The organism is Phocaeicola massiliensis B84634 = Timone 84634 = DSM 17679 = JCM 13223 (genome assembly GCF_000382445.1).
Classification (GTDB): Bacteria; Bacteroidota; Bacteroidia; order Bacteroidales; family Bacteroidaceae; genus Phocaeicola; species Phocaeicola massiliensis.
On record NZ_KB905472.1, the window covers coordinates 609,666 to 631,548 of the forward strand.

17 protein-coding genes and 2 pseudogenes are annotated in these 21,883 nt (G+C 41.8%); 15 read left to right on the plus strand and 4 right to left on the minus strand.

The genetic code is table 11. The features are described 5' to 3' along the window. The first annotated feature begins 96 nt into the window (after window positions 1–96). Window positions 97–771, plus strand: coding sequence for a DUF5715 family protein (locus HMPREF1534_RS16435; protein WP_005936616.1), 675 nt, complete (start codon window positions 97–99; stop codon window positions 769–771). Between the two features lie 40 nt (window positions 772–811). Continuing rightward, window positions 812–1,561, plus strand: coding sequence for a tRNA pseudouridine(38-40) synthase TruA (gene truA, locus HMPREF1534_RS16430; RefSeq protein ID WP_005936619.1), 750 nt, complete (start codon window positions 812–814; stop codon window positions 1,559–1,561). A gap of 8 nt (window positions 1,562–1,569) precedes the next feature. Here truA and HMPREF1534_RS16425 read toward each other — a convergent pair whose 3' ends face one another. Then, window positions 1,570–2,337, minus strand: a complete 768-nt coding sequence (locus HMPREF1534_RS16425; RefSeq protein WP_005936622.1) for a TIGR03915 family putative DNA repair protein — start codon at window positions 2,335–2,337, stop codon at window positions 1,570–1,572. Beyond that, on the minus strand, window positions 2,334–3,608 hold the full coding sequence (locus HMPREF1534_RS16420) for a putative DNA modification/repair radical SAM protein (protein ID WP_026231435.1): 1,275 nt from the start codon (window positions 3,606–3,608) through the stop codon (window positions 2,334–2,336). The genes HMPREF1534_RS16425 and HMPREF1534_RS16420 overlap by 4 nt, the downstream gene beginning before the upstream one ends. Window positions 3,609–3,755: 147 nt before the next feature. Here HMPREF1534_RS16420 and HMPREF1534_RS16415 point away from each other — a divergent pair, with 147 nt between their 5' ends. Beyond that, a complete protein-coding gene (locus tag HMPREF1534_RS16415) occupies window positions 3,756–4,676 on the plus strand; it encodes a DMT family transporter (protein WP_026231434.1) in 921 nt (306 codons plus the stop codon). A gap of 6 nt (window positions 4,677–4,682) precedes the next feature. Here the strand turns inward: HMPREF1534_RS16415 and HMPREF1534_RS16410 are convergent, their stop codons facing one another. Further along, complete coding sequence (locus tag HMPREF1534_RS16410) at window positions 4,683–5,942, minus strand: hypothetical protein (protein WP_018451906.1); 1,260 nt, start codon at window positions 5,940–5,942, stop codon at window positions 4,683–4,685. Window positions 5,943–6,063: 121 nt separating this feature from the next. On the opposite strand from HMPREF1534_RS16410, the gene HMPREF1534_RS16405 reads away from it, so the two are divergent. The 4 genes and pseudogenes from HMPREF1534_RS16405 to HMPREF1534_RS0118785 form a co-directional block, all read left to right on the plus strand. Then, window positions 6,064–7,242 carry an ATP-binding protein gene (locus HMPREF1534_RS16405; protein WP_005936632.1) on the plus strand — a complete coding sequence of 393 codons (1,179 nt, stop codon included), beginning with the start codon at window positions 6,064–6,066 and terminating at the stop codon, window positions 7,240–7,242. A gap of 42 nt (window positions 7,243–7,284) precedes the next feature. After that, window positions 7,285–10,830: a pyruvate:ferredoxin (flavodoxin) oxidoreductase gene (nifJ, locus tag HMPREF1534_RS16400; protein WP_005936635.1), complete on the plus strand. Its 3,546-nt coding sequence runs from the start codon at window positions 7,285–7,287 to the stop codon at window positions 10,828–10,830. A gap of 117 nt (window positions 10,831–10,947) precedes the next feature. Further along, window positions 10,948–11,208, plus strand: a complete 261-nt coding sequence (locus HMPREF1534_RS20595) for a hypothetical protein (protein WP_154653378.1) — start codon at window positions 10,948–10,950, stop codon at window positions 11,206–11,208. Window positions 11,209–11,244: 36 nt separating this feature from the next. Further along, a pseudogene (locus tag HMPREF1534_RS0118785) lies at window positions 11,245–11,695 on the plus strand (AlbA family DNA-binding domain-containing protein); the annotation flags it as partial. 177 nt (window positions 11,696–11,872) lie between these two features. Here the strand turns inward: HMPREF1534_RS0118785 and HMPREF1534_RS16395 are convergent. Further along, window positions 11,873–12,979: a haloacid dehalogenase-like hydrolase gene (locus tag HMPREF1534_RS16395; protein WP_005936638.1), complete on the minus strand. Its 1,107-nt coding sequence runs from the start codon at window positions 12,977–12,979 to the stop codon at window positions 11,873–11,875. 426 nt (window positions 12,980–13,405) lie between these two features. Between HMPREF1534_RS16395 and HMPREF1534_RS16390 the strand changes: the two genes are divergently transcribed. The 8 genes and pseudogenes from HMPREF1534_RS16390 to HMPREF1534_RS20600 all read left to right on the plus strand — a co-directional run. Further along, on the plus strand, window positions 13,406–14,128 hold the full coding sequence (locus tag HMPREF1534_RS16390; protein WP_005936639.1) for a hypothetical protein: 723 nt from the start codon (window positions 13,406–13,408) through the stop codon (window positions 14,126–14,128). A gap of 151 nt (window positions 14,129–14,279) precedes the next feature. Beyond that, the gene (locus HMPREF1534_RS16385; RefSeq protein ID WP_005936640.1) at window positions 14,280–14,486 is read left to right on the plus strand and encodes a helix-turn-helix domain-containing protein; all 207 of its coding nucleotides are present in this window, start codon (window positions 14,280–14,282) and stop codon (window positions 14,484–14,486) included. A 12-nt stretch (window positions 14,487–14,498) separates the two neighbouring features. After that, window positions 14,499–16,817 (plus strand): EcoAI/FtnUII family type I restriction enzme subunit R, encoded by a 2,319-nt coding sequence (gene hsdR, locus HMPREF1534_RS16380; RefSeq protein ID WP_005936641.1) that lies wholly within the window; start codon window positions 14,499–14,501, stop codon window positions 16,815–16,817. A 2-nt stretch (window positions 16,818–16,819) separates the two neighbouring features. Next, window positions 16,820–18,328, plus strand: a complete 1,509-nt coding sequence (locus HMPREF1534_RS16375) for a class I SAM-dependent DNA methyltransferase (protein ID WP_005936642.1) — start codon at window positions 16,820–16,822, stop codon at window positions 18,326–18,328. 15 nt (window positions 18,329–18,343) lie between these two features. After that, on the plus strand, window positions 18,344–19,360 hold the full coding sequence (locus HMPREF1534_RS16370) for a hypothetical protein (RefSeq protein ID WP_005936643.1): 1,017 nt from the start codon (window positions 18,344–18,346) through the stop codon (window positions 19,358–19,360). Further along, entirely contained in the window at window positions 19,353–19,826 is a 474-nt protein-coding gene (locus tag HMPREF1534_RS16365) for a Fic family protein (RefSeq protein WP_005936644.1), read from the plus strand. Before HMPREF1534_RS16370 ends, HMPREF1534_RS16365 begins: the two co-directional genes overlap by 8 nt. A gap of 12 nt (window positions 19,827–19,838) precedes the next feature. Beyond that, window positions 19,839–21,611 (plus strand): AIPR family protein, encoded by a 1,773-nt coding sequence (locus HMPREF1534_RS16360; RefSeq protein WP_005936645.1) that lies wholly within the window; start codon window positions 19,839–19,841, stop codon window positions 21,609–21,611. Between the two features lie 3 nt (window positions 21,612–21,614). Next, a pseudogene (locus HMPREF1534_RS20600) lies at window positions 21,615–21,883 on the plus strand (restriction endonuclease subunit S); the annotation flags it as partial.

The following is a 21,883-nucleotide window of genomic DNA, read 5'->3' on the forward strand; positions in this document are numbered from 1 at the left end:
TTTCATTTTCCGGGGCAATTTATTTGCATAAGCTTTCCCTGAAAAAAGATTTTAGGTTATCTTTGCCCGGCAATAATGAAAAAGACAATTAAAGTTATGAATTATATCAAATGTGCATGTTGCACTCTGTTTTCTCTTCTTTTTACTTTGACAGTATCTTCGGGGTGTAAGGAAAAGGATATGTCGATGAAGATGAATGAGCCTCGTAATATAAAAGGTGTAATCAGTTATAAGCGCAGTTTCGGTGACTTGAATGATACTCATCTGAGTGCGGCAAAGCGGATTGGTATCCGTCCCCTGGCTTCTCGTACAGAGGCGGAGGGGTTGGGTGGTAAATTGGTGGAGGTTGCTCCATGCGAGCGGTATGCCATGGACTCGCTCACACACTCCATTCCTTTTTTGGTGCCGAAAGCCGGTGCATTACTGGATACTATCGGAGCCAATTTTCTTGATTCGCTGACTTGCAAAGGGTTGAACCCGAATCAAATTATCGTTACTTCTGTACTTCGTACTTCCGATGATGTCAAGCGTTTGCGTCGCCGTAATGGAAATGCTTCCGCAAACTCTGCCCATGCATTCGGAACTACATTTGATGTGAGTTACCGTCGTTTTAAGAAGGTGGAAGACCCTGACGGGCGTCCTATGCAGGCTGTGAGTGCCGATACGTTGAAGCTTGTTTTGGCTGAAGTGTTGCGTGACCTTCGGAAAGCGGACAAATGTTACATTAAGTATGAGTTAAAGCAAGGATGTTTTCACATCACTGCCCGTTAACCCAACCTGTTGTTCTTAAACTTTTTATTCAGATTTCAAAATGCGATACTTTATATATCTGGCTTACGACGGAACAAATTATCATGGCTGGCAAATCCAGCCCAACGGTATGAGTGTGCAGGAAGCGTTGATGCGTGCGCTTTCTACTTTCTTGAGAAAAAAGATAGAGGTGGTGGGAGCAGGACGTACGGATGCCGGTGTGCATGCCCGGCTTATGGTGGCGCATTTTGACTTTGAAAAAGAATTGGATGGGGAGCAGATAACCGATAAGCTGAACCGTCTGCTTCCTCCCGATATTGCCGTGTATGGAGTAAAACGGGTGAGGGATGATGCGCACGCTCGCTTTGATGCTACTTATCGTACTTATAAATATTATGTAACTACTCGGAAAGAACCTTTCAATCGTCAATATGCATGGAGGCTTTTCAGTGAGCCGGATTTCGGGAAGATGAATGAGGCGGCCCATACTTTGTTTGATTATACCGATTTCACCAGTTTCAGCAAGTTGCATACCGATGTGAAGACGAATAATTGCAAGATAATGCATGCCGAGTGGACACAGGTCAGTGAAACAGAATGGGTATTTACCATTCAGGCAGACCGTTTTTTAAGAAATATGGTCAGGGCTGTGGTAGGTACATTGATAGAAGTGGGCCGTGGTAAACTCTCGATAGACGGTTTCAGGCAGGTTATAGAAAAAAAGGATAGATGCAGTGCCGGAAGCTCAGTGCCGGGACACGCCCTGTTTTTGGTCGATGTGGGATATCCTGAAGAATTGTTTGTCTTGTAAGGAAGAGATTATTGTTTTTCGGTGAGGTATTTCCAATAGCGCACAGGCATGTCTTGCCGATGCTTTCTCGGATTCCATCGCTCTTTGATGCAGATGGCCTTGAAATAAGTTTTCCATAATTGCCGGAACAGTTTCTCGTCGTTAGCCATCAGGCTTTCGTTCAACATACCTGTGACAAGATGGGCTTGTTGAGGATTCTCGAAAGTAACTTCCTTCATTTCCTTCAAGTCATAATAATATCCGTATTGCCGTTTCACGTCGTAGATAAGCCACGGTTGGTCGGCAAAACGGTCTTTGAAATGCTCCACCGCAAGAGGGAGGGCATTGAACTGTGGCTCGACAGCAGCAAAAAATGTTCCGTCCGCAGCTTTCTGAAAGCGGACAAACTGCATCAGATGTACCCGTTCTCCGTCCACTTTCTTGTAGATTTTCGATAATTCGAGTACGTCGGCATCTGCAAAGTTCGTCTCGATGGAACGGGGTGAGTCGATAGCCTTTCGTATATAGCGGAACAACCTCTTGTCTACTTCCGGCAGCTCCGACAGCCAGCAATAGGTGAGGGCGGACAGGGCATGGTGGGATATTTTCTTTTCCAACCCGCGCCACACGCGCATTGCTTTTCTTTCATCAGTACTGACGTGGAAGGTTTCATCGTAAAAGAGCGGTAACGGCTCGCCTTCCTTTAAAAGCAAGTCGGGGAAGGTTTTGCGGAAGTAGGCGTCAAAGATGCAGGTCAGCAGGCCTTCGAAGGTATAGTCGTAGATAAAGATGTTCATTCGTTTTCTGGTTCTTTAAATTCCAATATCAGTTGTCGTTCATCTGTCTTTTTCTTGGGCTTGGGTACCAATAGTTTCCTCACTCCTAAAGGAGTGAGCTCGTTTACTGTCCGGGTGGGTAGCTCATTGCAAGTGATAAAATATTGCGCTTTCTTCATTACTACTCCTATTTTCTTCAACTCATAGAATCCCAGTTTCGAAAAGCGGCGCGAAGCAACGATAAATCTTGCTGATTTCACCCCGATGCCCGGCACGCGGAGTATCATCTCGTAGTCGGCCCGATTGATGTCTACCGGAAATTGCTCGGGATGCCGGAGTGCCCAGCCTAGTTTGGGGTCAATCTCCAAATCGAGGTCAGGGTAGGAGTCATCTACTATCTCTTCCACCTTAAACTGATAAAACCGTAACAGCCAGTCCGCCTGATACAAACGGTTTTCGCGCACCAAGGGAGGCTGTTTCAGTGCCGGAAGCCGTTTGTCGTAAGTATTGACCGAAATATAGCCTGAATAATAAACGCGTCGCATTGTGGGATGCCGATACAGTGAAGAGGAAAGATACAGTATATCTTTGTCAGATTCCGATGTGGCTCCGACAATCATTTGCGTGCTTTGTCCGGCAGGGGCGAAGCGTGGAGTGTGGCGAAACTTCTTTCTGTCCTCTTTATTAGTGAGTACACCTTGCTGAATGTAGTGCATGGGTCGGTACACGCTTTGGTGGTCTTTTTCTGGAGCGAGAAGTTTGAGATTCTCCTCTTTAGGTATCTCTATGTTTACGCTCAGACGGTCGGCATAGAGTCCCGCCTCGTTTACCAGCTCGCGACTGGCGCCGGGAATGCTTTTCAGATGGATGTAACCGTTGAACCGGTGTATGAGTCGCAGGTCTTTGGCAACCCGCACGAGGCGTTCCATCGTATAATCGGGATTCCGCACTACACCCGAACTCAGAAAAAGCCCTTCGATGTAGTTGCGCCGATAGAACTCGATGGTGAGGTCCACCAATTCGCTCACCGAGAGCGTGGCACGGGGAATGTCGTTGCTGCGGCGGTTGATGCAGTAGGCACAATCGTAAATGCAATAATTGGTGAGCATGATTTTGAGTAGCGAAATGCACCGTCCGTCCTCTGCAAAACTATGGCAGATACCCCAACCTCCGACGGTGTTGCCCAGTGTGCCCGTTGAATTGCGGCGCACTGTCCCGCTGCTGGAGCAGGATACATCGTATTTGGCGGATTCCGCCAGTATCTTGAGTTTGGCAAGGACGTTTTCGTTCATATCTTCGACAGGGATATTTTCGCCAAAAATACGGATAGTGTTTGAAACAGACAAGTGCTTTCTGATTATTTATATCAAATTGGATATTCCTTTTCGAGGCTTTTGTTGTAACTTTGCAGCCGATTAAAAAAAACAGGTAAAAAGATGATGTGGTTACTTTTAGCTTTTCTCTCGGCAGCATTGCTGGGATTCTATGATGTATTTAAAAAGCAGTCGTTAAAGAACAATGCGGTAATTCCCGTGCTCACGCTGAATACGTTGTTTTCCAGTTTGATATTCCTTCCCTTCATTGTGTTGTCGGCATGGCGTCCCGATACATTGGAAGGCGGACTTTTTTTTGTTCCCGTGGCAGGGTGGGAGGTGCATCGATATATCATTTTGAAATCTGTCATTGTCCTTTCTTCCTGGATATTGGGGTATTTCGGCATGAAGAATCTTCCGATAACCATTGTGGGACCGATTAATGCCACCCGTCCGGTGATGGTGCTGGTAGGTGCCTTGTTGGTGTTTGGCGAGCGGCTGAATCTCTATCAGTGGATAGGAGTGCTGATGGCGGTCTTTTCTTTCTTTATGTTGAGCCGAAGCGGAAAGAAGGAGGGTATTGATTTCAGGCATAATAAATGGATATATTTCATTGTGATGGCCGCTGTGCTGGGAGCTGTCAGCGGACTGTATGACAAATATCTGATGGCGCCTGTCAGTCAGGGAGGCATCGGGCTGGACCGTATGGTGGTGCAGTCGTGGTATAATATTTATCAGTTGTTTATGATGGGTGCCGTGTTGATGCTGCTGTGGTGGCCGAAACGACAGGCGAGCACTCCTTTCCGTTGGGATTGGTGCATTATACTGATATCCATCTTCCTTTCGGCTGCCGACTTTGTATATTTCTATGCGTTGAGTCTCGATGGCGCCATGATTTCCATTGTTTCGATGGTGAGGCGCGGTAGTGTGATTGTATCTTTTATTTTCGGTGCAATGGTATTCCGTGAGAAGAACCTCAAAAGCAAGGCGGTGGACTTGGCACTGGTGCTTATCGGTATGATATTTCTTTATTTCGGAAGCTGGTGAGAATTGTCAGGTGCTTCCGATAAGAATATATGCTTGATAAGCAGTCTGTTGACCTATGGGGGTGAGGGACAGGTAGCCCGATTTTATCCTTCCTTCCTCTATCAGGAGAGGGTGTTGGAGACGTAAAGACCGGTCGGCTTGTTCCGCTTCGCCGGGAGAGGTGTAATATTCTATTATGTAACGGCCTTGCACACGGTCACACACATATCTGTCATAAACCATTCGGGCCACTACCCCCATATTCATCCGCAGATTTATTTCCACACAGGGATGAATGGCATAGCCTGTCTTCGCCAAAGGCGTGCGGCATATCATCATGTCCACTCCCAGATAACCTTCATACTCGCCTATGGTGTGTGCTAGTTCGATGGTCAGCCTTCTGCAAAGCAGACGGAATACGGATGCGGGGACGTATGCCGACAATTTTCCCAGAATGTCGTCATCGGTTGCCAGAAGATTTTCTTTATAAATGCCGCGCTTGTCCGTCTCAAACAGAGAATAACCTATAAAGCGCACCTCACCCTTTCCATTACTGAAAAACTCCATAGCAAAGTCTTTTACCTTATCATAAAACGGCTCGCCCACCACTGCTTGTTGGGTGTGGAGCACGTGCTGCACCCAACCTTTCAGCGGGCGGGTGAATTCTCCGGAAGTGTACTGGATACCTCGTCCGCTGCCCGACCACGGAGATTTGAGCACAGCCGATGGATGTGAACGGACAAAAGATTCGACTTCGTTCTCTGTATGAAACAGGAAAGATTCGCCAACAAACGGAACGTTGGTATCCGTGTCTTCAGGAAGAGTGAGAAAATCTTCCATCACGCAATCATATTCCGATACCGCAGAAGCGGAATGTAACCATTTCTTTTTGCGGATGGCCGACAATACGTGTACGGCCGTCTGTCGTCCCGAAAGTTCACGGATACGCTTCATCTCTTCATCTGTGAGGCAAGCCTGATTCGTGATTCCTGCTTCGCGTAACCGACGGAGTAGGGAAGGGTTCCATCCCCAGGGAGATATCTTAGTATAGGAAGAAGATAATCCGGTGACAAACTCCACTGCAGGAAGCAGCGGAGATAAATTTTTCACTTGTTCGCCGTGGAGCAAGGCATCTGTCAGCACCGCATCTCCCGGTGCGGCATACCATGCCGGAAGCACCGACAAATCGGCTGCCATCCGTCGCGCACTGGCCGGCGGCATGTAATAAGAATCACCACACGCCAATGCCATATCATTTTCAGGGTTAAACAGATAAAGAGTTTTCATTTACAGTGCAAAGATAGTCATTTCCTTGTCTATTAAAAGAAGAAAAATAATAATATTTTGCTATCTCCAGTTTGCAATTTGAATTAGTATTGCTATATTTGCAGCCGATAAAAAAGCAACCATGGAAACCTTTTACAGAACACACAGTTATCTGGTGGAACATACAAATGCTCCTGTTCGCCGGGACCTGATGGACGAAATAGACTGGAATGACAGACTGATCGGTATCAAGGGAACTCGTGGCGTGGGGAAGACGACTTTCCTCCTGCAATATGCAAAAGAAAAGTTCGGAACAGATCGTTCATGTCTGTTTATCAACATGAATAACTTTTATTTCTCCAAATATACACTGGTGGATTTTGCAGGAGAATTTGTCAAACGCGGCGGCAAGGTATTGCTGATAGATCAAGTATTTAAATACCCCGAATGGAGCCATGACCTGCGTGCATGCTATGAAAAGTTTCCCGGACTGAAAATAGTATTCACGGGTTCGTCTGTGATGCGGCTGAAAGAAGAAAATCCCGAACTGAGCGGCATCGTGAAGGTGTATTACCTGAGAGGTTTCTCTTTTCGCGAATTCCTGAACTTGCAAAGCGGCAATAACTTCCGCGCTTATACCTTACAAGAAATCTTAGAGAATCATGAACAGATAGCAAAAACAATCCTGCGCAATGTCAAACCGCTTGATTTTTTTCAGGATTATCTGCATCACGGTTTCTATCCGTTCTTCCTTGAGAAGCGCAACTTTTCGGAGAATCTGTTGAAAACCATGAACATGATGATAGAAGTGGATATACTTCTTATCAAACAAATTGAATTGAAATATCTTTCGAAGATAAAAAAATTACTATATTTGCTAGCTGTGGACGGTCCTGTGGCTCCGAATGTCAGTCAGCTGGCTGCGGAGATTCAAACCTCGCGTGCCACCGTGATGAATTACATTAAGTATCTGGCAGATGCACGTCTTATCAATATGGTTTACCCCAAGGGAGAGGAATTTCCCAAGAAACCATCAAAATTGATGATGCACAATACCAATCTGATGTATTCCATTTATCCGGTAAAGGTTGATGAACAAGATGTTCTGGACACCTTTTTTATGAACACAATGTACAAAGACCACAAGCTGTATAAAGGCGATAAAGGCACTTCGTTTATGGTAGACGGTAACTTGCACTTCCGTATTTGTGCCGAAGGATGCAAGTTCAAGAATAACCCGAACGTATATTATGCCCCCCACAAACTGGAATTGGGACACGGCAATCAGATTCCGTTGTGGCTTTTCGGCTTTTTATATTAAGAGATAGAGAATAATTTTAATTACCTAATAATTAGTAATTGTATGACTAAACAAAAAAAATTCATCACTTGTGATGGTAATCAGGCAGCAGCACATATCTCGTATATGTTTTCTGAAGTAGCTGCTATTTACCCCATCACTCCGTCGTCTACTATGGCTGAATATGTAGACGAATGGGCTGCCGCAGGTCGTAAAAACATCTTCGGCGAAACAGTTTTGGTACAGGAAATGCAGTCAGAAGGCGGTGCAGCAGGTGCTGTTCACGGTTCTCTTCAGGCAGGTGCGTTGACTACCACTTACACTGCATCACAGGGATTGTTGCTGATGATCCCCAATATGTACAAAATTGCCGGTGAATTCCTGCCTTGCGTGTTCCACGTATCGGCTCGTACATTGGCTTCTCACGCATTGTGTATTTTCGGTGACCATCAGGACGTAATGTCTTGCCGCCAAACCGGTTTTGCAATGTTGGCAGAAGGTTCTGTACAAGAAGTTATGGATTTGGCCGGTGTCGCTCACTTGGCTACCATCAAGTCACGTGTTCCGTTCGTGAACTTCTTTGATGGTTTCCGTACCTCTCATGAAATTCAGAAGATTGAAATGCTGGAAAATGAAGACTTGGCCGGCTTGATAGATCAACAGGCTTTGGCTGAATTCCGTGCACGCGCATTGAATCCCAACAAGCCGGTTGCTCGCGGTATGGCTGAAAATCCTGACCACTTCTTCCAACACAGAGAATCTTGCAACAACTTCTATGAAGCTGTTCCCGCTATCGTAGAAGAATATATGAACGAAATCTCTAAAATCACAGGCCGTAAATACGGTTTGTTCGATTACTATGGTGCTGAGGATGCAGAACGCGTAATCATCGCTATGGGTTCTGTAACAGAAGCTGCTCGCGAAGCTATTGATTACCTGATGAGCAAAGGTGAAAAAGTGGGTATGGTTGCCGTACACTTGTACCGTCCGTTCTCTGCAAAACACTTCCTGGCTGCTGTTCCCAAAACTGTCAAGACTATTGCTGTTCTTGACCGTACCAAAGAACCGGGAGCTAACGGCGAACCTTTGTATCTGGATGTTAAAGACTGCTTCTATGGTGCAGAAAATGCTCCGGTTATCGTGGGTGGTCGTTACGGTTTGGGTTCTAAAGATACTACTCCTTCTCAGATTCTTGCCGTATTCAAGAACTTGTCTCTGCCGATGCCGAAGAATCACTTTACTATCGGTATCGTAGATGATGTTACTTTCACTTCTCTTCCTCAAGAAGCAGAAATCGCATTGGGCGGTGAAGGTATGTTCGAAGCTAAATTCTACGGCCTGGGTGCTGACGGTACAGTAGGAGCCAACAAGAACTCTGTGAAGATTATCGGTGACAACACCGACAAGCACTGTCAGGCTTACTTCTCATACGACTCAAAGAAATCAGGTGGTTTCACTTGCTCTCACCTCCGTTTCGGCGATACTCCTATCCGTTCTACTTATTTGGTAAACACTCCGAACTTTGTAGCTTGCCACGTACAGGCTTACCTGCACATGTACGATGTAACTCGCGGACTTCGTGATAACGGTTCATTCCTGTTGAATACTATTTGGGAAGGTGAAGAACTGGCTAAGAATCTGCCTAACAAGGTTAAGAAGTACTTCGCACAACATAATATTACTGTTTATTATATCAATGCAACTCAGATTGCACAGGAAATCGGCTTGGGCAACCGCACCAACACCATCCTGCAATCGGCATTCTTCCGTATCACAGGTGTTATTCCTGTTGACTTGGCTGTAGAGCAGATGAAGAAATTCATCGTTAAGTCTTATGGTAAGAAGGGTGAAGACGTGGTGAACAAGAACTACGCAGCCGTTGACCGTGGCGGTGAATACAAGCAACTGACAGTTGATCCTGCATGGGTGAATCTGCCGGATGAACCGAAGGCTGAAAACAATGATCCTGCTTTCATCAACGAAGTGGTTCGTCCTATCAACGCTCAGGATGGCGACTTGCTGCCGGTTTCTGCATTCAAGGGTATCGAAGACGGTACTTGGCATCAGGGAACAGCTCAGTACGAAAAACGTGGTGTAGCTGCATTCGTTCCCGAATGGAATGCTGAAAACTGTATCCAGTGTAACAAGTGTGCATACGTTTGTCCTCACGCTTCTATCCGTCCGTTCGTGCTCGATGCTGAAGAACAGAAGGGTGCTCAGTTCGAAACACTGAAAGCTGTAGGTAAGCAATTTGACGGTATGACATTCCGTATTCAGGTAGACGTGCTCGACTGTTTGGGTTGCGGTAACTGTGCCGATGTTTGTCCGGGCAATCCGAAGAAGGGTGGCAAGGCTTTGACCATGAAACACCTGGAAGGACAGTTGCCTCAGGCTGCCAACTGGGAATATTGCTCTAAGAACGTGAAGAGCAAACAGCACTTGGTAGACATCAAGGCTAACGTGAAGAACTCTCAGTTTGCTACTCCGTTGTTCGAGTTCTCAGGAGCTTGTTCAGGCTGTGGTGAAACTCCGTATGTGAAACTGATTTCTCAGTTGTTCGGCGACCGCGAAATGGTTGCTAACGCTACCGGATGTTCTTCTATCTACTCAGGTTCGGTACCTTCAACTCCTTATACTACGAACGAAAAGGGTCAGGGTCCTGCTTGGGCTAACTCATTGTTCGAAGACTTCTGCGAATTCGGTCTGGGTATGACTTTGGCCGACAAGAAACTTCGTGCACGCATCGAAGCTGCCATGAAGAATGCTATCGCCAGCGATACTTGTCCTGCCGAATACAAGGAAGCATTCCAGGAATGGATTGACGGTAAAGACGATGCAGATAAGAGCAAGGCTGCTGCCGAAAAGATTATCCCGATGGTGGAAGCTGCTAAAGATAAATGTGAAAACTGCGCAACAATCGCCGAATTCAAGAACTACTTGGTGAAGAAGAGCCAGTGGATTATCGGTGGTGACGGTGCTTCTTACGATATCGGTTACGGTGGTTTGGACCACGTGATAGCTTCAGGTGAAGATGTAAATATTCTGGTTCTTGATACTGAAGTTTACTCTAATACCGGAGGTCAGTCATCTAAGGCTACTCCGCTGGGTGCTATCGCTAAGTTTGCCGCTTCGGGCAAGCGTGTTCGTAAGAAAGACCTTGGTATGATTGCCACTACTTACGGTTATGTATATGTAGCTCAGATTGCCATGGGTGCTGACCAGGCTCAGACTTTGAAAGCCATCCGTGAAGCAGAAGCTTACCCCGGACCGTCATTGGTTATCGCTTACGCTCCGTGTATCAACCACGGTTTGAAAGCCGGTATGGGTAAGAGCCAGGCAGAAGAGGCTAAGGCTGTAGAATGCGGTTACTGGCACTTGTGGCGTTTCAACCCGGCTTTGGAAGAAGAAGGCAAGAATCCGTTCATGCTCGATTCTAAAGAACCGAAGTGGGAAGAATTCCAAGACTACCTGAAGGGCGAAGTACGTTTTGCTTCTGTAGCTAAACAATATCCGGCAGAAGCTGCCGACTTGTTTGCTGCTTGCGAAGAAATGGCTAAGAAACGTTATGCTTCTTATCAGCGTATGGCTGCCATGAATTGGGGTGAATAACTCAATTATATAAATTATTAAGGAAGAAGGGGATGTGTTTCACGGCACATCCCCTTTTATTTATAGTTCATTATCTGTTTTCAACAGATTCCTTGGTTTTATCATTTACCTTTGTAAATGATATCGGTGTTATACCTGAATAATAAAAGACAATTATGCACTAGTCGTACCAAGCGTTTTCGTCCTTTCGATTATGCCTGTCTGTCCGTCGGATTACTACAGTCTCCGGCAGCGGACTGTATAGTCCGTTGCAGTGGACCGTACAGTCTGCTACAGTGGACTGTACAGTCCATTGCCGCAGACTGTAATAATCTTCCGTTTAAAAGACCTTGGTCGGCCATAGGAAACGGCTTATTCTTCCCTTTGTTTGTGATATGATATTTAAATCCCCAAGAATAATAAGTGGCTCCAATTATGCAAATGCATAGCAATATATTGATAGCAAATGCTTGGCTTATGATTTCAAGTCAATGCTGAGGCGTAAGGAAGTGAAGGCATGGCTCAAATCGGTGTCGGTTTTTGTTAATACAGACGGTGGCAGTTTATTCTATGGAGTAAAGGATGACTGAGTGATTGTAGTCTTGGAGAATCCACAAGCGGATGCCGACTTTATCAGTGAAATGATAAAGACACGACTTGACCCAGCCCCGGAAGTACAACTTAGTTCGATTGAACACGAAGGACATATCCTGATTGAAGTCAAAATAAAGGCAGGAATGCTGACATCTTATTACTATTATCAAGAGGGAACACGTACAGCTTATACACGAGTCGGTAATGAAAGTGTGGAGTGCATTCATAACAACTTCTTTCGTTGGTATTAAAGGGTACGCACATGACGTGGAATTCGCTGCCTGCACAAGTGACGTACACAGATTCAAGATTGAGATATATACAAAGTGCCGTCCATGCGCGTAACCCTGTCATTGCGGATATGTTTACTCAATTGGATTATATGGAGAAACGTGGTTCTCCGTCAGGTACGACTTTTTGCCGTCAGCTATTTTGAATCAGGAGGACAGTTGGTAGAAAAATCTTAAGTCTATTCAAGAGATGAGTAGAAAGAGGCAACATCACCATCCTTCATTATATAAGAAATCTGCTTATTCTTCTCCGCTATAATCTTTAATTGCTTCTTTTCTTCTAAAGTCCAGTTCTTGATTTTCTTAAGTTCTGAAATTATTGAATGAGTTTGTTTAAAACTGTTGCTATTTTCCAAATCCATAATAAGTTTCTCTTTTTCTTTGTCTTCCTTATTATCTATCTGTTCATTATGGCTTACCTGCTCTTGCTTATTTATGTAATGGACAGCCATCAATTTTTCATTCGATGCAGTTGTATCAATTATGGTTTTGACTAATTTGTCCAATTCAGATCCTTCTGTATAGTCTGCAGGAGTATAATATTTTATGCGCTTATCCTCCATCATTTTATAGACTTTTCGTTTATCTTTTGTTTTGGGATTATAAACTCCAATAGAATGACCTGAATAAGAATTAATGAGTTTCATACAAGGTATATCCGTATCACTATCACCTATATATACCATATTTCTGAAAGGAATACGAATGTCCTCTGGTTTAAAATAGTCATTGACACCTGAATCATTCACATCTAATGTCCCTTTTTCTATTCTAAAAAGGAATTGAGTCTTGCTCGTGTAATTAATAACTTGTGCTGGCCATTGAGCAACACCATCTTTATCATAATAGAAGGAGCTGGCATAAATTTTTTCAAATTCATTAGCGACTTTTGTACCTTCTATCATTTCTTTAAGACCTGATGAAATGATATAATGCTCTACAATAACTCCTCTTTCCATGCCATAGTCTCTAATGCGCTTAAACCAAGTTTCAACACCGGGGAATAATTGTACTTTCTCCCCATAATCCATTAATGCCTTTTTATTAAATATGACTTTTCCATGCGCTTTCTGGATCATGGTAAACATGTAAGCCAAATTTTGATCCATGTCATTCTCTTCAGCTAACCCATTGGACTCTTTCCAAAAAGATTCGACTTCATCCCCAACAGATTGTATATACCCTTGCGCTTGCATGTCATCTGGTGATAATGTTTTATCAAAGTCATAACATATTGCAACAACTGGTTTACTTTCCTTTGTTTTTCTAATAAATTCTTTATTCATATGCTATAATAAAAAAATGAGACACAATTACTATTAATTATGCCTCATTTATGATTTATCTATTCAGTAATTTCTTACTTTACTACTTTGAATTACTTATTATTTGACTTCCTCAAATATAATGTATTATATAAATCAATAAGTTATAAACTTATGATACAAATATGGTTTATTTTCGTGTAACTGATTAAAGAATGGAGTTATATAGAGCACTTACAACAGCGAAAGAAAGTTTTATGATTATTTAACACTAAAATTTATATTTGCAGATGTTTTCATTTGATGCTCGATATTTTCACTTGTTTAGCTCTTCTTTTCACAAACAGCATAGAATGAACTCATTACAATCGTTCTGCCTATTTTTACCTTTCGTTTTTTATGGAAAACTATTATACTTTTGCAAAACAATCATAGAAAAGAATAGGCATGAAGCATAGGCAACATACGTTACAATCAATAATAATAGAGGTAGTGATAGTGCTACTGGCATCAATAATTTCATTCCCATTGAGTGATATTGTCGGTGTTAGCCTAAGCGCACTGCCATTAGTTATTGTGGTGTGCTATGTCATATTAAAATCCATATACCACTTGTGTATATCTTTATCGGCATATACCATCGAACTGACCTCTTCTTTTTATCCCAAACAACAGAACAAGGATGAATGTACCCTTGAAGGAATTTCTTCAAGAGCAGGTGATAATGAAATCATGACGAAAAGAATGGAGTTATTCCATTATGAATTTCAACATGAGCAACAGCAATACCGTCAGCAAAAAAAGAAAGAAGATGATGAAAAACTTGATGCCATAATGAAATACACACTAACCACATTCAAACGACTAAACTTTGGCGAAACAGAGATTTTCCAAATTTGCGAATGCGTTAGATACTTTGTTACCAATAGGCAAGTTCTTACCACCACGGAAATACATATCAAGAAACGAACTTCCGTTACGCAAATCTCACTAAAAAACTTTGCATGGAATATTGCCTTCCAATACAATATCTCTGGAGATGTTACAGCAAAATTCGTCTTGCATACATTCAATGAATGGTTTGCCAACTCCACCATTGACACCATTAGGAAGAATTTGCGCACGACTACAGGACGACACAAAATTGAAATAGACGAGAATATCATATAAGAATGGTAAGAGTATTGCAAATGCCCTCAAAATCGCACATTTATGTCTTTTTACTGCCTTTTTTAGCTTCTAGATAAGAAATATTATCGGAAGTTGCTCTACTATCAGACTAATTATATAATTTTGCTCCTGAATTAAAACATTTTACCTCATGGCTAATTTTAACAGGCTAAAAGTAGTGCTTGCAGAGCAACAGAAAACAGGAAAATGGCTTGCGGAACAGATAGGAAAATCTAATTGTACTGTGAGCAAATGGTGTAGTAATTCTGTTCAACCAGACCTCAAGACTCTTAATGATATAGCCAATGCTCTTAATATTGATGTGAAAGATTTGATTGTCAGCAGTACAAATCATTAATGAATTACTGTCATGGAAGTAAACAAAAAAGAGTTAAAAGAGCAAGAGATACGCACTCTGTTTATTACTCCTGCACTCCAACAAAAAGGATGGGCTGTAAGCGTAAATATGCGTGAAGAGTATTATTTTACTGATGGACGAGTACTTGTTGTCGGCAACCAACATTCGGTAGCAGAAGGTAAAAAAGCCGATTATCTATTATATCATAAAGGTAAGCCCATCGCTGTTGTTGAAGCCAAAGACAATAAACACGCTGTTGGAGGTGGCATCCAACAAGCTATGGATTATGCCCAAATTCTTGATTTGAAATTTGCGTATTCCAGTAATGGCGATGCTTTTTTGGAACATGACTTTATCACGGGGAAAGAAACCGAAATTAAGTTAGAGAACTTCCCGACAGAAGAAGAGCTGTACAATCGTTATCTTGCATCCAAGAACTATGCACCGAATGAACTTAATATTGTAGAAACACCTTTTTATTATGATGCCCATAGCCACGAACCAAGATACTATCAACGCATAGCGGTTGACCGTACCGTGGAAGCCATTGCAAGGGGACAACAGCGTGTACTTGTAGTGATGGCTACAGGTACAGGCAAGACTTTTACGGCATTTCAAATTATTCATAGGCTTCATAAGAGTGGATCTAAAAAAAAGATTCTTTATCTTGCAGACCGTAATATACTCATTGACCAAACGATGGTTCAAGACTTCAAGCCCTTCAAAAAGTTTATGACCAAGATAACTTCTGTTGGAGAAGGTGAAGAAAAGATTGATTCATCATATGAGGTATATATGGCGTTATATCATCAACTGGTCGGAAAAGAAGGTAAGCCAGATCCATTCCTAGAAGTGCAGCCAAACTTCTTTGATTTGATTATTGTTGATGAGTGCCATCGAGGAAGTGCAAAGGATGATTCTGCATGGCGCAAAGTATTGGAGTATTTTAGTTCTGCTACTCAAATTGGTATGACTGCAACCCCAAAAGCAGATGAAGGAGCAAACAATTTGGATTATTTTGGAGAGCCAGTATATACCTATTCCCTACTCCAAGGAATCCAAGATGGTTTTTTGGCCCCTTATCGTGTTACAGCCGACTTTATCAATGTTGATTTGCAAGGATGGACTCCCGAAGAAGGGGAAACAGACTTATTAGGTAAAGAGATTGAGCAGAAACTATATCAAAGACAGAATATAGGTCGTGACCTCGCTATCAAGTTAAGGCGCAAAGTGGTAGCACACAGAATTACTCAAATGTTACAAGACATCGGTCGTATGACAAAAACGATAGTATTCTGTTCTGATATTGAGGAAGCTGCCGAAATGCGAACACTGCTTATCAACATGAATAGTGATTTATGTAAAAAATCTCCTTATTATGTAACACGCATTGTCGGAGAGGACAAAGAAGGGAAAAAGCAGTTGGACAACTTTATCAGTGTTGACGAACCTTATCCGGTCATTGTTACCACTTCCGAACTACTATCTACGGGAGTGGACTGCAAGACTTGTGGCTTAATCGTTATTGATAAAGAAATCGGCTCTATGACGGAATTCAAGCAGATTATCGGGCGTGGTACACGACTTAGAAAAGACAAAGGCAAGTGGCATTTGGAAATCCTAGACTTCCGCAATGCAACAGCAAAATTCAAAGATCCAGCATTTGATGGCAACCCGGAACCACCCAAAGGAGGAGGGAAAAAGCCAAAGCCTTACAAAATCATTGATGCTCCAGAAACTCCAATAGTATCTGAGCATCGTGAGAAATATCTTATCAGCGGTAAGAATATTCGCATTGCCCATGAAATCGTTTCAGTGTTAGGAGAAGATGGTAAGACGATGAGAACGGAAAGTGTTCAGTCGTTTGCTAAAAAGCAATTATTACGCCATTACCAAACTTTGGATGATTTTATCCAAACGTGGACGGAGGCAGAACGCAAACAGGCCATTATGGATGAATTGAAGGAATATGCTATTCTGATAGATGCTGTACGTGAAGCTAATCCGGCATTGAAGGATGCCGACATCTTTGATGTGATATGCCACGTTGCGTTTGACCAACCGCCATTAACAAGGAAAGAGAGAGCAAACAATGTAAAGAAGCGTAATTACTTCGGGAAGTACGAAGGTAAAGCTCGTGAAGTATTGGAGGCTCTTCTTGACAAATATGCAGAGAATGGTATTCTCGACTTTGAAAAGGCGAACATCTTGGAGATACCGCCATTCAATAGCATAGGGAAACCAACAAAAATCATAAAGTTATTTGGCGGTAAGGTTGCTTTTGAGCAAGCCATCAGAGAACTAGAATATCAAATTTATAAATCAGCTTAAAAATGGCAGTAAACAACATCATAAAGCGAATCCAAAATATAATGCGCCAAGACGCTGGTATCAATGGTGACGCACAGAGAATTGAACAAATGACTTGGATGTTTTTCTTGAAAGTCTATGACACTCAGGAAGAAACTTGGGAATACAAAGATGAAAACTACAAGTCTATCATCCCCGAAGATTTGCGTTGGCGTAAATGGGCAGTAGACGAAAAAGACGGTGAAGCATTAACAGGAGAAGCATTGCTCTCTTTTGTCAATGAAAAACTGTTCCCTACTTTAAAGAATCTTCCGATAGACGCCAATACACCAAGAGCCAAAAGCATTGTTCAAGAAACATTTGCTGACTTAAACCAGTATATGAAGAATGGAACGCTTTTGCGTCAAGTGGTCAACATCGTAAATGAAATCGAATTTGACGATGCTGATGACCGCCACACATTTGGAGATATTTATGAGGGAATCTTGAAAGACTTGCAATCAGCAGGCAATGCAGGTGAGTTCTATACTCCACGTGCTTTGACAGACTTTATCGTGATGATGCTTGACCCGAAATTGGGCGAGACCTTTGGTGACTTCACCAGTGGTACAGGCGGCTTCCTTACCTCTGCTCTCAATTATATGAGTAAGAGCGTCAGTTCTGCCGAAGATGGAGAAAAACTGCAAAATGCAGTCGTGGGACAAGAATGGAAACCGCTACCTTATCTTTTGAGTATAACAAATCTGTTACTCCATGATATTGAAGCTCCCAATATAGCTAACTGTGATTCGCTTGGAACAAATATCACTGATTTCAAGGAAAGCGATAAAGTGGATGTTATCGGTATGAATCCTCCGTATGGTGGTAGCACAGAAGATAGTGTAAAAAGCAATTTTCCGGTGCAGTACCGTTCAAGTGAAACAGCGGATTTGTTTATAGCCCTTATCATGTACCGCCTCAAAGCTAGTGGTAGATGCGGTGTGATTATCCCAGATGGTTTCTTGTTTGGTACGGATGGAGCAAAATTTGCACTTAAAGAAAATTTACTCCGCAAGTTCAATCTGCATACCATCATCCGTTTACCGGGTTCGATATTCTCCCCATATACCTCTATTGCAACCAACATTCTTTTCTTTAATAATGAAGAAGCAGAGGGCTGCGAAGAAGGATTCAAGACCAAAGAGACATGGTTCTATCGCTTGGATATGCCGGAAGGCTACAAGCACTTCTCAAAGACCAAACCAATGAAGGTGGAGCATACCCTACCTATTCAGGAATGGTGGAAAGACAGGAAAGAAATTATCAATGATGAAGTGGGAGAAAAGAGCCGTGTGTTCACTGCCCAACAGTTGATTGATTTGGATTGCAACTTCGACCAGTGCAAGTTCCCGAAAGAGGAAGAAGAAATACTCCCTCCGGCAGAACTGCTCAAACAGTATTTTGAGAAACGTGCTGCACTCGACCATGAAATAGACAAAACCCTTTCTGAGATTCAAAAAATTCTCGGCATAGACATAAAATCGTGTAACTGATAATAGTGAAGTGATATGAAAGATTTGACCATCTCAAACATAGAACGGCAGAATGTACTTAACAATCGTTTTGCGGTCAGTAAAGTACAAGAGCATCTTGATATAGAAGGAATGCTCTTTGAGGGAGAATACCGCTTTACAAAAAAAATGGTTGCCGACTTTTATCAAGTTGACACATCTACAATAGATCGTTACCTGCAATCAAATTCTGATGAGCTGAAACATAATGGATATATTTTATGTAAGGGTAAACAATTGAAAGAGTTTAAGTTAGAATTTGCTCACCTTATTAATGAGGCGAGCAAAACAACGCAACTCGGATTATTTAATTTCCGCTCTTTCTTGAATATAGGTATGCTGCTTACAGAGAGTGAGAAAGCTAAAAAAGTCCGTAGCCTTATCTTGGATTTTGTGATTACTACCATCAATGAAAAGACAGGTGGAGGAACAAAATATATTAATCGTAGAGATGTGAATTATCTTCCTGCCGCAATCACAGAAGAAAACTATCGGAAAAATCTTACTTCTGCCATCAATCAATATGTGGATGGGCATCCTACATACAAATATTCTCAGATTACAGATTTTATCTACAAAGCTGTATTCAAAGAGAATGCTAAAGAATACCGAGAAGTATTAAAGTTGGATTCAAAAGACAATGTTCGACACACGTTGTATTCAGAGGTTCTATTGGTTATCTCTTCTTTTGAAAACGGAGTGGGTGCTGCTATCAGTGAACGATTCAAGGAAAATGGCGGCAGAAAACTTACCATTGACGAGGTAGAGCGCATTGTGAATGAACTTGCCGAACATCCCATGCAGAAACCTTATCTAAATGACGCCAGAACAAAAATGGCTTCAAGAGATTTCAGCTTTCGGGATGCGTATCATGGTAATATAGCAGATTATCTGCAAGCTGTTACTCCAGAAGAGTTTGAACGATTCATCGGCGACCAGTCTATTGATTTTGACCGTATCTTAGCGGACAATAAAGATGTGCTTAAACGCTTAAAACAAGCAGAGGATGAGTAAGGGAATTATTTACATAGATTACGATGAAGCCCTAAACATCTATGGCAAAATGATTGATGCCAGTGATGGTGGCTTTGAAGGAGTGCGTGATGAAGGCGGTATTCGTGCTACATTGGATTTTGTGCAAAACGATTTATACTATCCTACCTTTGCCGACAAACTGACCTATTTGATGTATAGATTTTGTTCCGGGCACTTCTTCAATGATGGGAACAAGCGTATTGCACTGACTTTGGGTGCGTACTTCTTACACAAAAATAATTACTATTGGCACGCTTGTATCTGTATGCGTACATTGGAATCTATCATTTATCACGTGGCAGCATCGAACATCGACCAAGATTTGCTGCTACGCATCGTCAATAGCTTTTTGACCAGTAAAGATTATGACGAAGAACTGAAAATAGATATTGCCAATGCCATGAGCAAAGGAGAATTAGGAATACAAGGCGAAGATTACGAATAAATGAATATAATTATGGCAAATGTACTTGAAATCATAAAAAACGAAATTACGCAAGATTATTATAAAAATAATTTTCCAAATGATGGTCAACGTTTCGTTGCGTGGTATATGCGGAATATACATCTTCTGGATCAAAGACAAGCTAAAGATGCCATCACAGACGGAGCCAATGATAAACAAATTGATGCCGTATACATTGATGAAGACGAGCAAAAAATATATATTGTACAAGGGAAATACTACCTTGGTGAATCTGTTGATGCAACTCCTGTGAGAGAAGTTATATCTGCTTGGAGCCAGTTTAGTAACTTAGCTCAATTACAGGAAAATGCTAATTCTAAATTAAAGACTAAAATATCAGAAATAGCAACAGCATTAGAAGATGACTCTTACTGCGTATGTTTTGAATTAATAACAACATCTATCTTTACGGATGCGGCTATGGATGATATACATTCATTCCAAACCAAATTATCAGAGGAAGATGATGCTGAATTGAATTATAGTACACAATTCTCCGTAGTTGATAAACAAGGTTTGGAAGATGCTTATAGTTGTGTTATTGAACAAACGAATCCAACTTTAAACCATACTATCAAGCTTGAAGCTGGTAAATATATGACGACAGAATTAGGGGCGACAAGCGTAATAGTTGCAGCCATGCCTCTGAAAGAATGTATAAAACTCCCTGGCATTAAAGATGGATCTTTGTTCCAGAAAAATGTACGACAGAGTTTAGGCATTAACAATACCGTAAATAAAAAGATCAAGAAAACCATAAACGATCCGAATAAATGTGGTGACTTCTTCTTTTTTCATAATGGAATCACTGCCATTTGTAACAAAATTGAAGAATGTGGCAATGGTGAGTTTAAACTTTATGGATTGAATGTTGTAAATGGATGTCAATCATTGAATACTATTTTAAGTTGTAGTGAGAATGTACGAAAGCGTGATGATGCTTATGTTCTATTCAGATTTTATGAAATTCCACAAAGAGACAGGGCTGATTCTATTAGCATTAACACAAACACGCAAAGTGCTGTAAAGGCAAGAGATTTACGCAGTAACAGTAAGCAGATATTGAAACTCAAAAAGGCATACGAAGCAAAATATTCTAATGGATTCTTTGCAACCAAAAGAGGTGAAATTATTCCAGCCGACAAGGACAAACAGTACTGCATAGAGTTATCATATTTAGGAAAGAATCTTACAGCTTGGTACATGCAAAGACCTAATTTATCTTATGGTGAAACTAAGATTTTTGACAAGTATTTCAATACATTGTTCAAGAACGACTATTTGCCTGAAGATGCTTATGCTCTATCGTTTTGGATGAGAAAAATAATGGATGCATGGACTCAGGAAAACCCATTAGGACTGGAAGAGGAACTACTAACAATGAAGGCTTATGCTCCATACCATCTTCTTTTTGCCATATCAATGGTTTTTGCTAAATGTAACAATCAAACAAATGTACCATCACCGAGTGAGTGCTTAAAAGTTGCTTCTGAAAACAATCTTGTTGACAGCATAATTAATATTGCGGCAAACTGTTTAAACAGTGCTATTTCGGCAGAAAAAAACAATTGCGAGCAGAATAATAGAAGTTTCATTCCTCAAAATTGGGTAAAAAACAAGAGTTGCAATGCAGGTATTATGTCTGCTATTCAGAATTATTTTTCTTTCCTCCCAACAATGAATAAGGAGATGGATTCCAAACTTAAAAATGGAGTAAAAATAGACTCAAAGTATTTCTCATATAGAGTACAAGCAGAGGATTAAAAAATGAACGGAAAGCAATTAAAAAACAGCATACTTCAGTGGGCGATACAGGGCAAACTTGTACCGCAAGATCCTAATGACGAACCGGCATCTGTACTTCTTGAACGTATCAGAGCCGAAAAAGCTAGACTGGTCAAGGAAAAGAAAATCAAGAAAGATAAAAACGAATCTATCATTTACCGTGGTGATGATAATTCCTATTATGAGAAGTTTCTCGCTACGGGGGAAGTGAAATGTATTGATGAGGAGATTCCGTTTGAGATTCCAAAGGG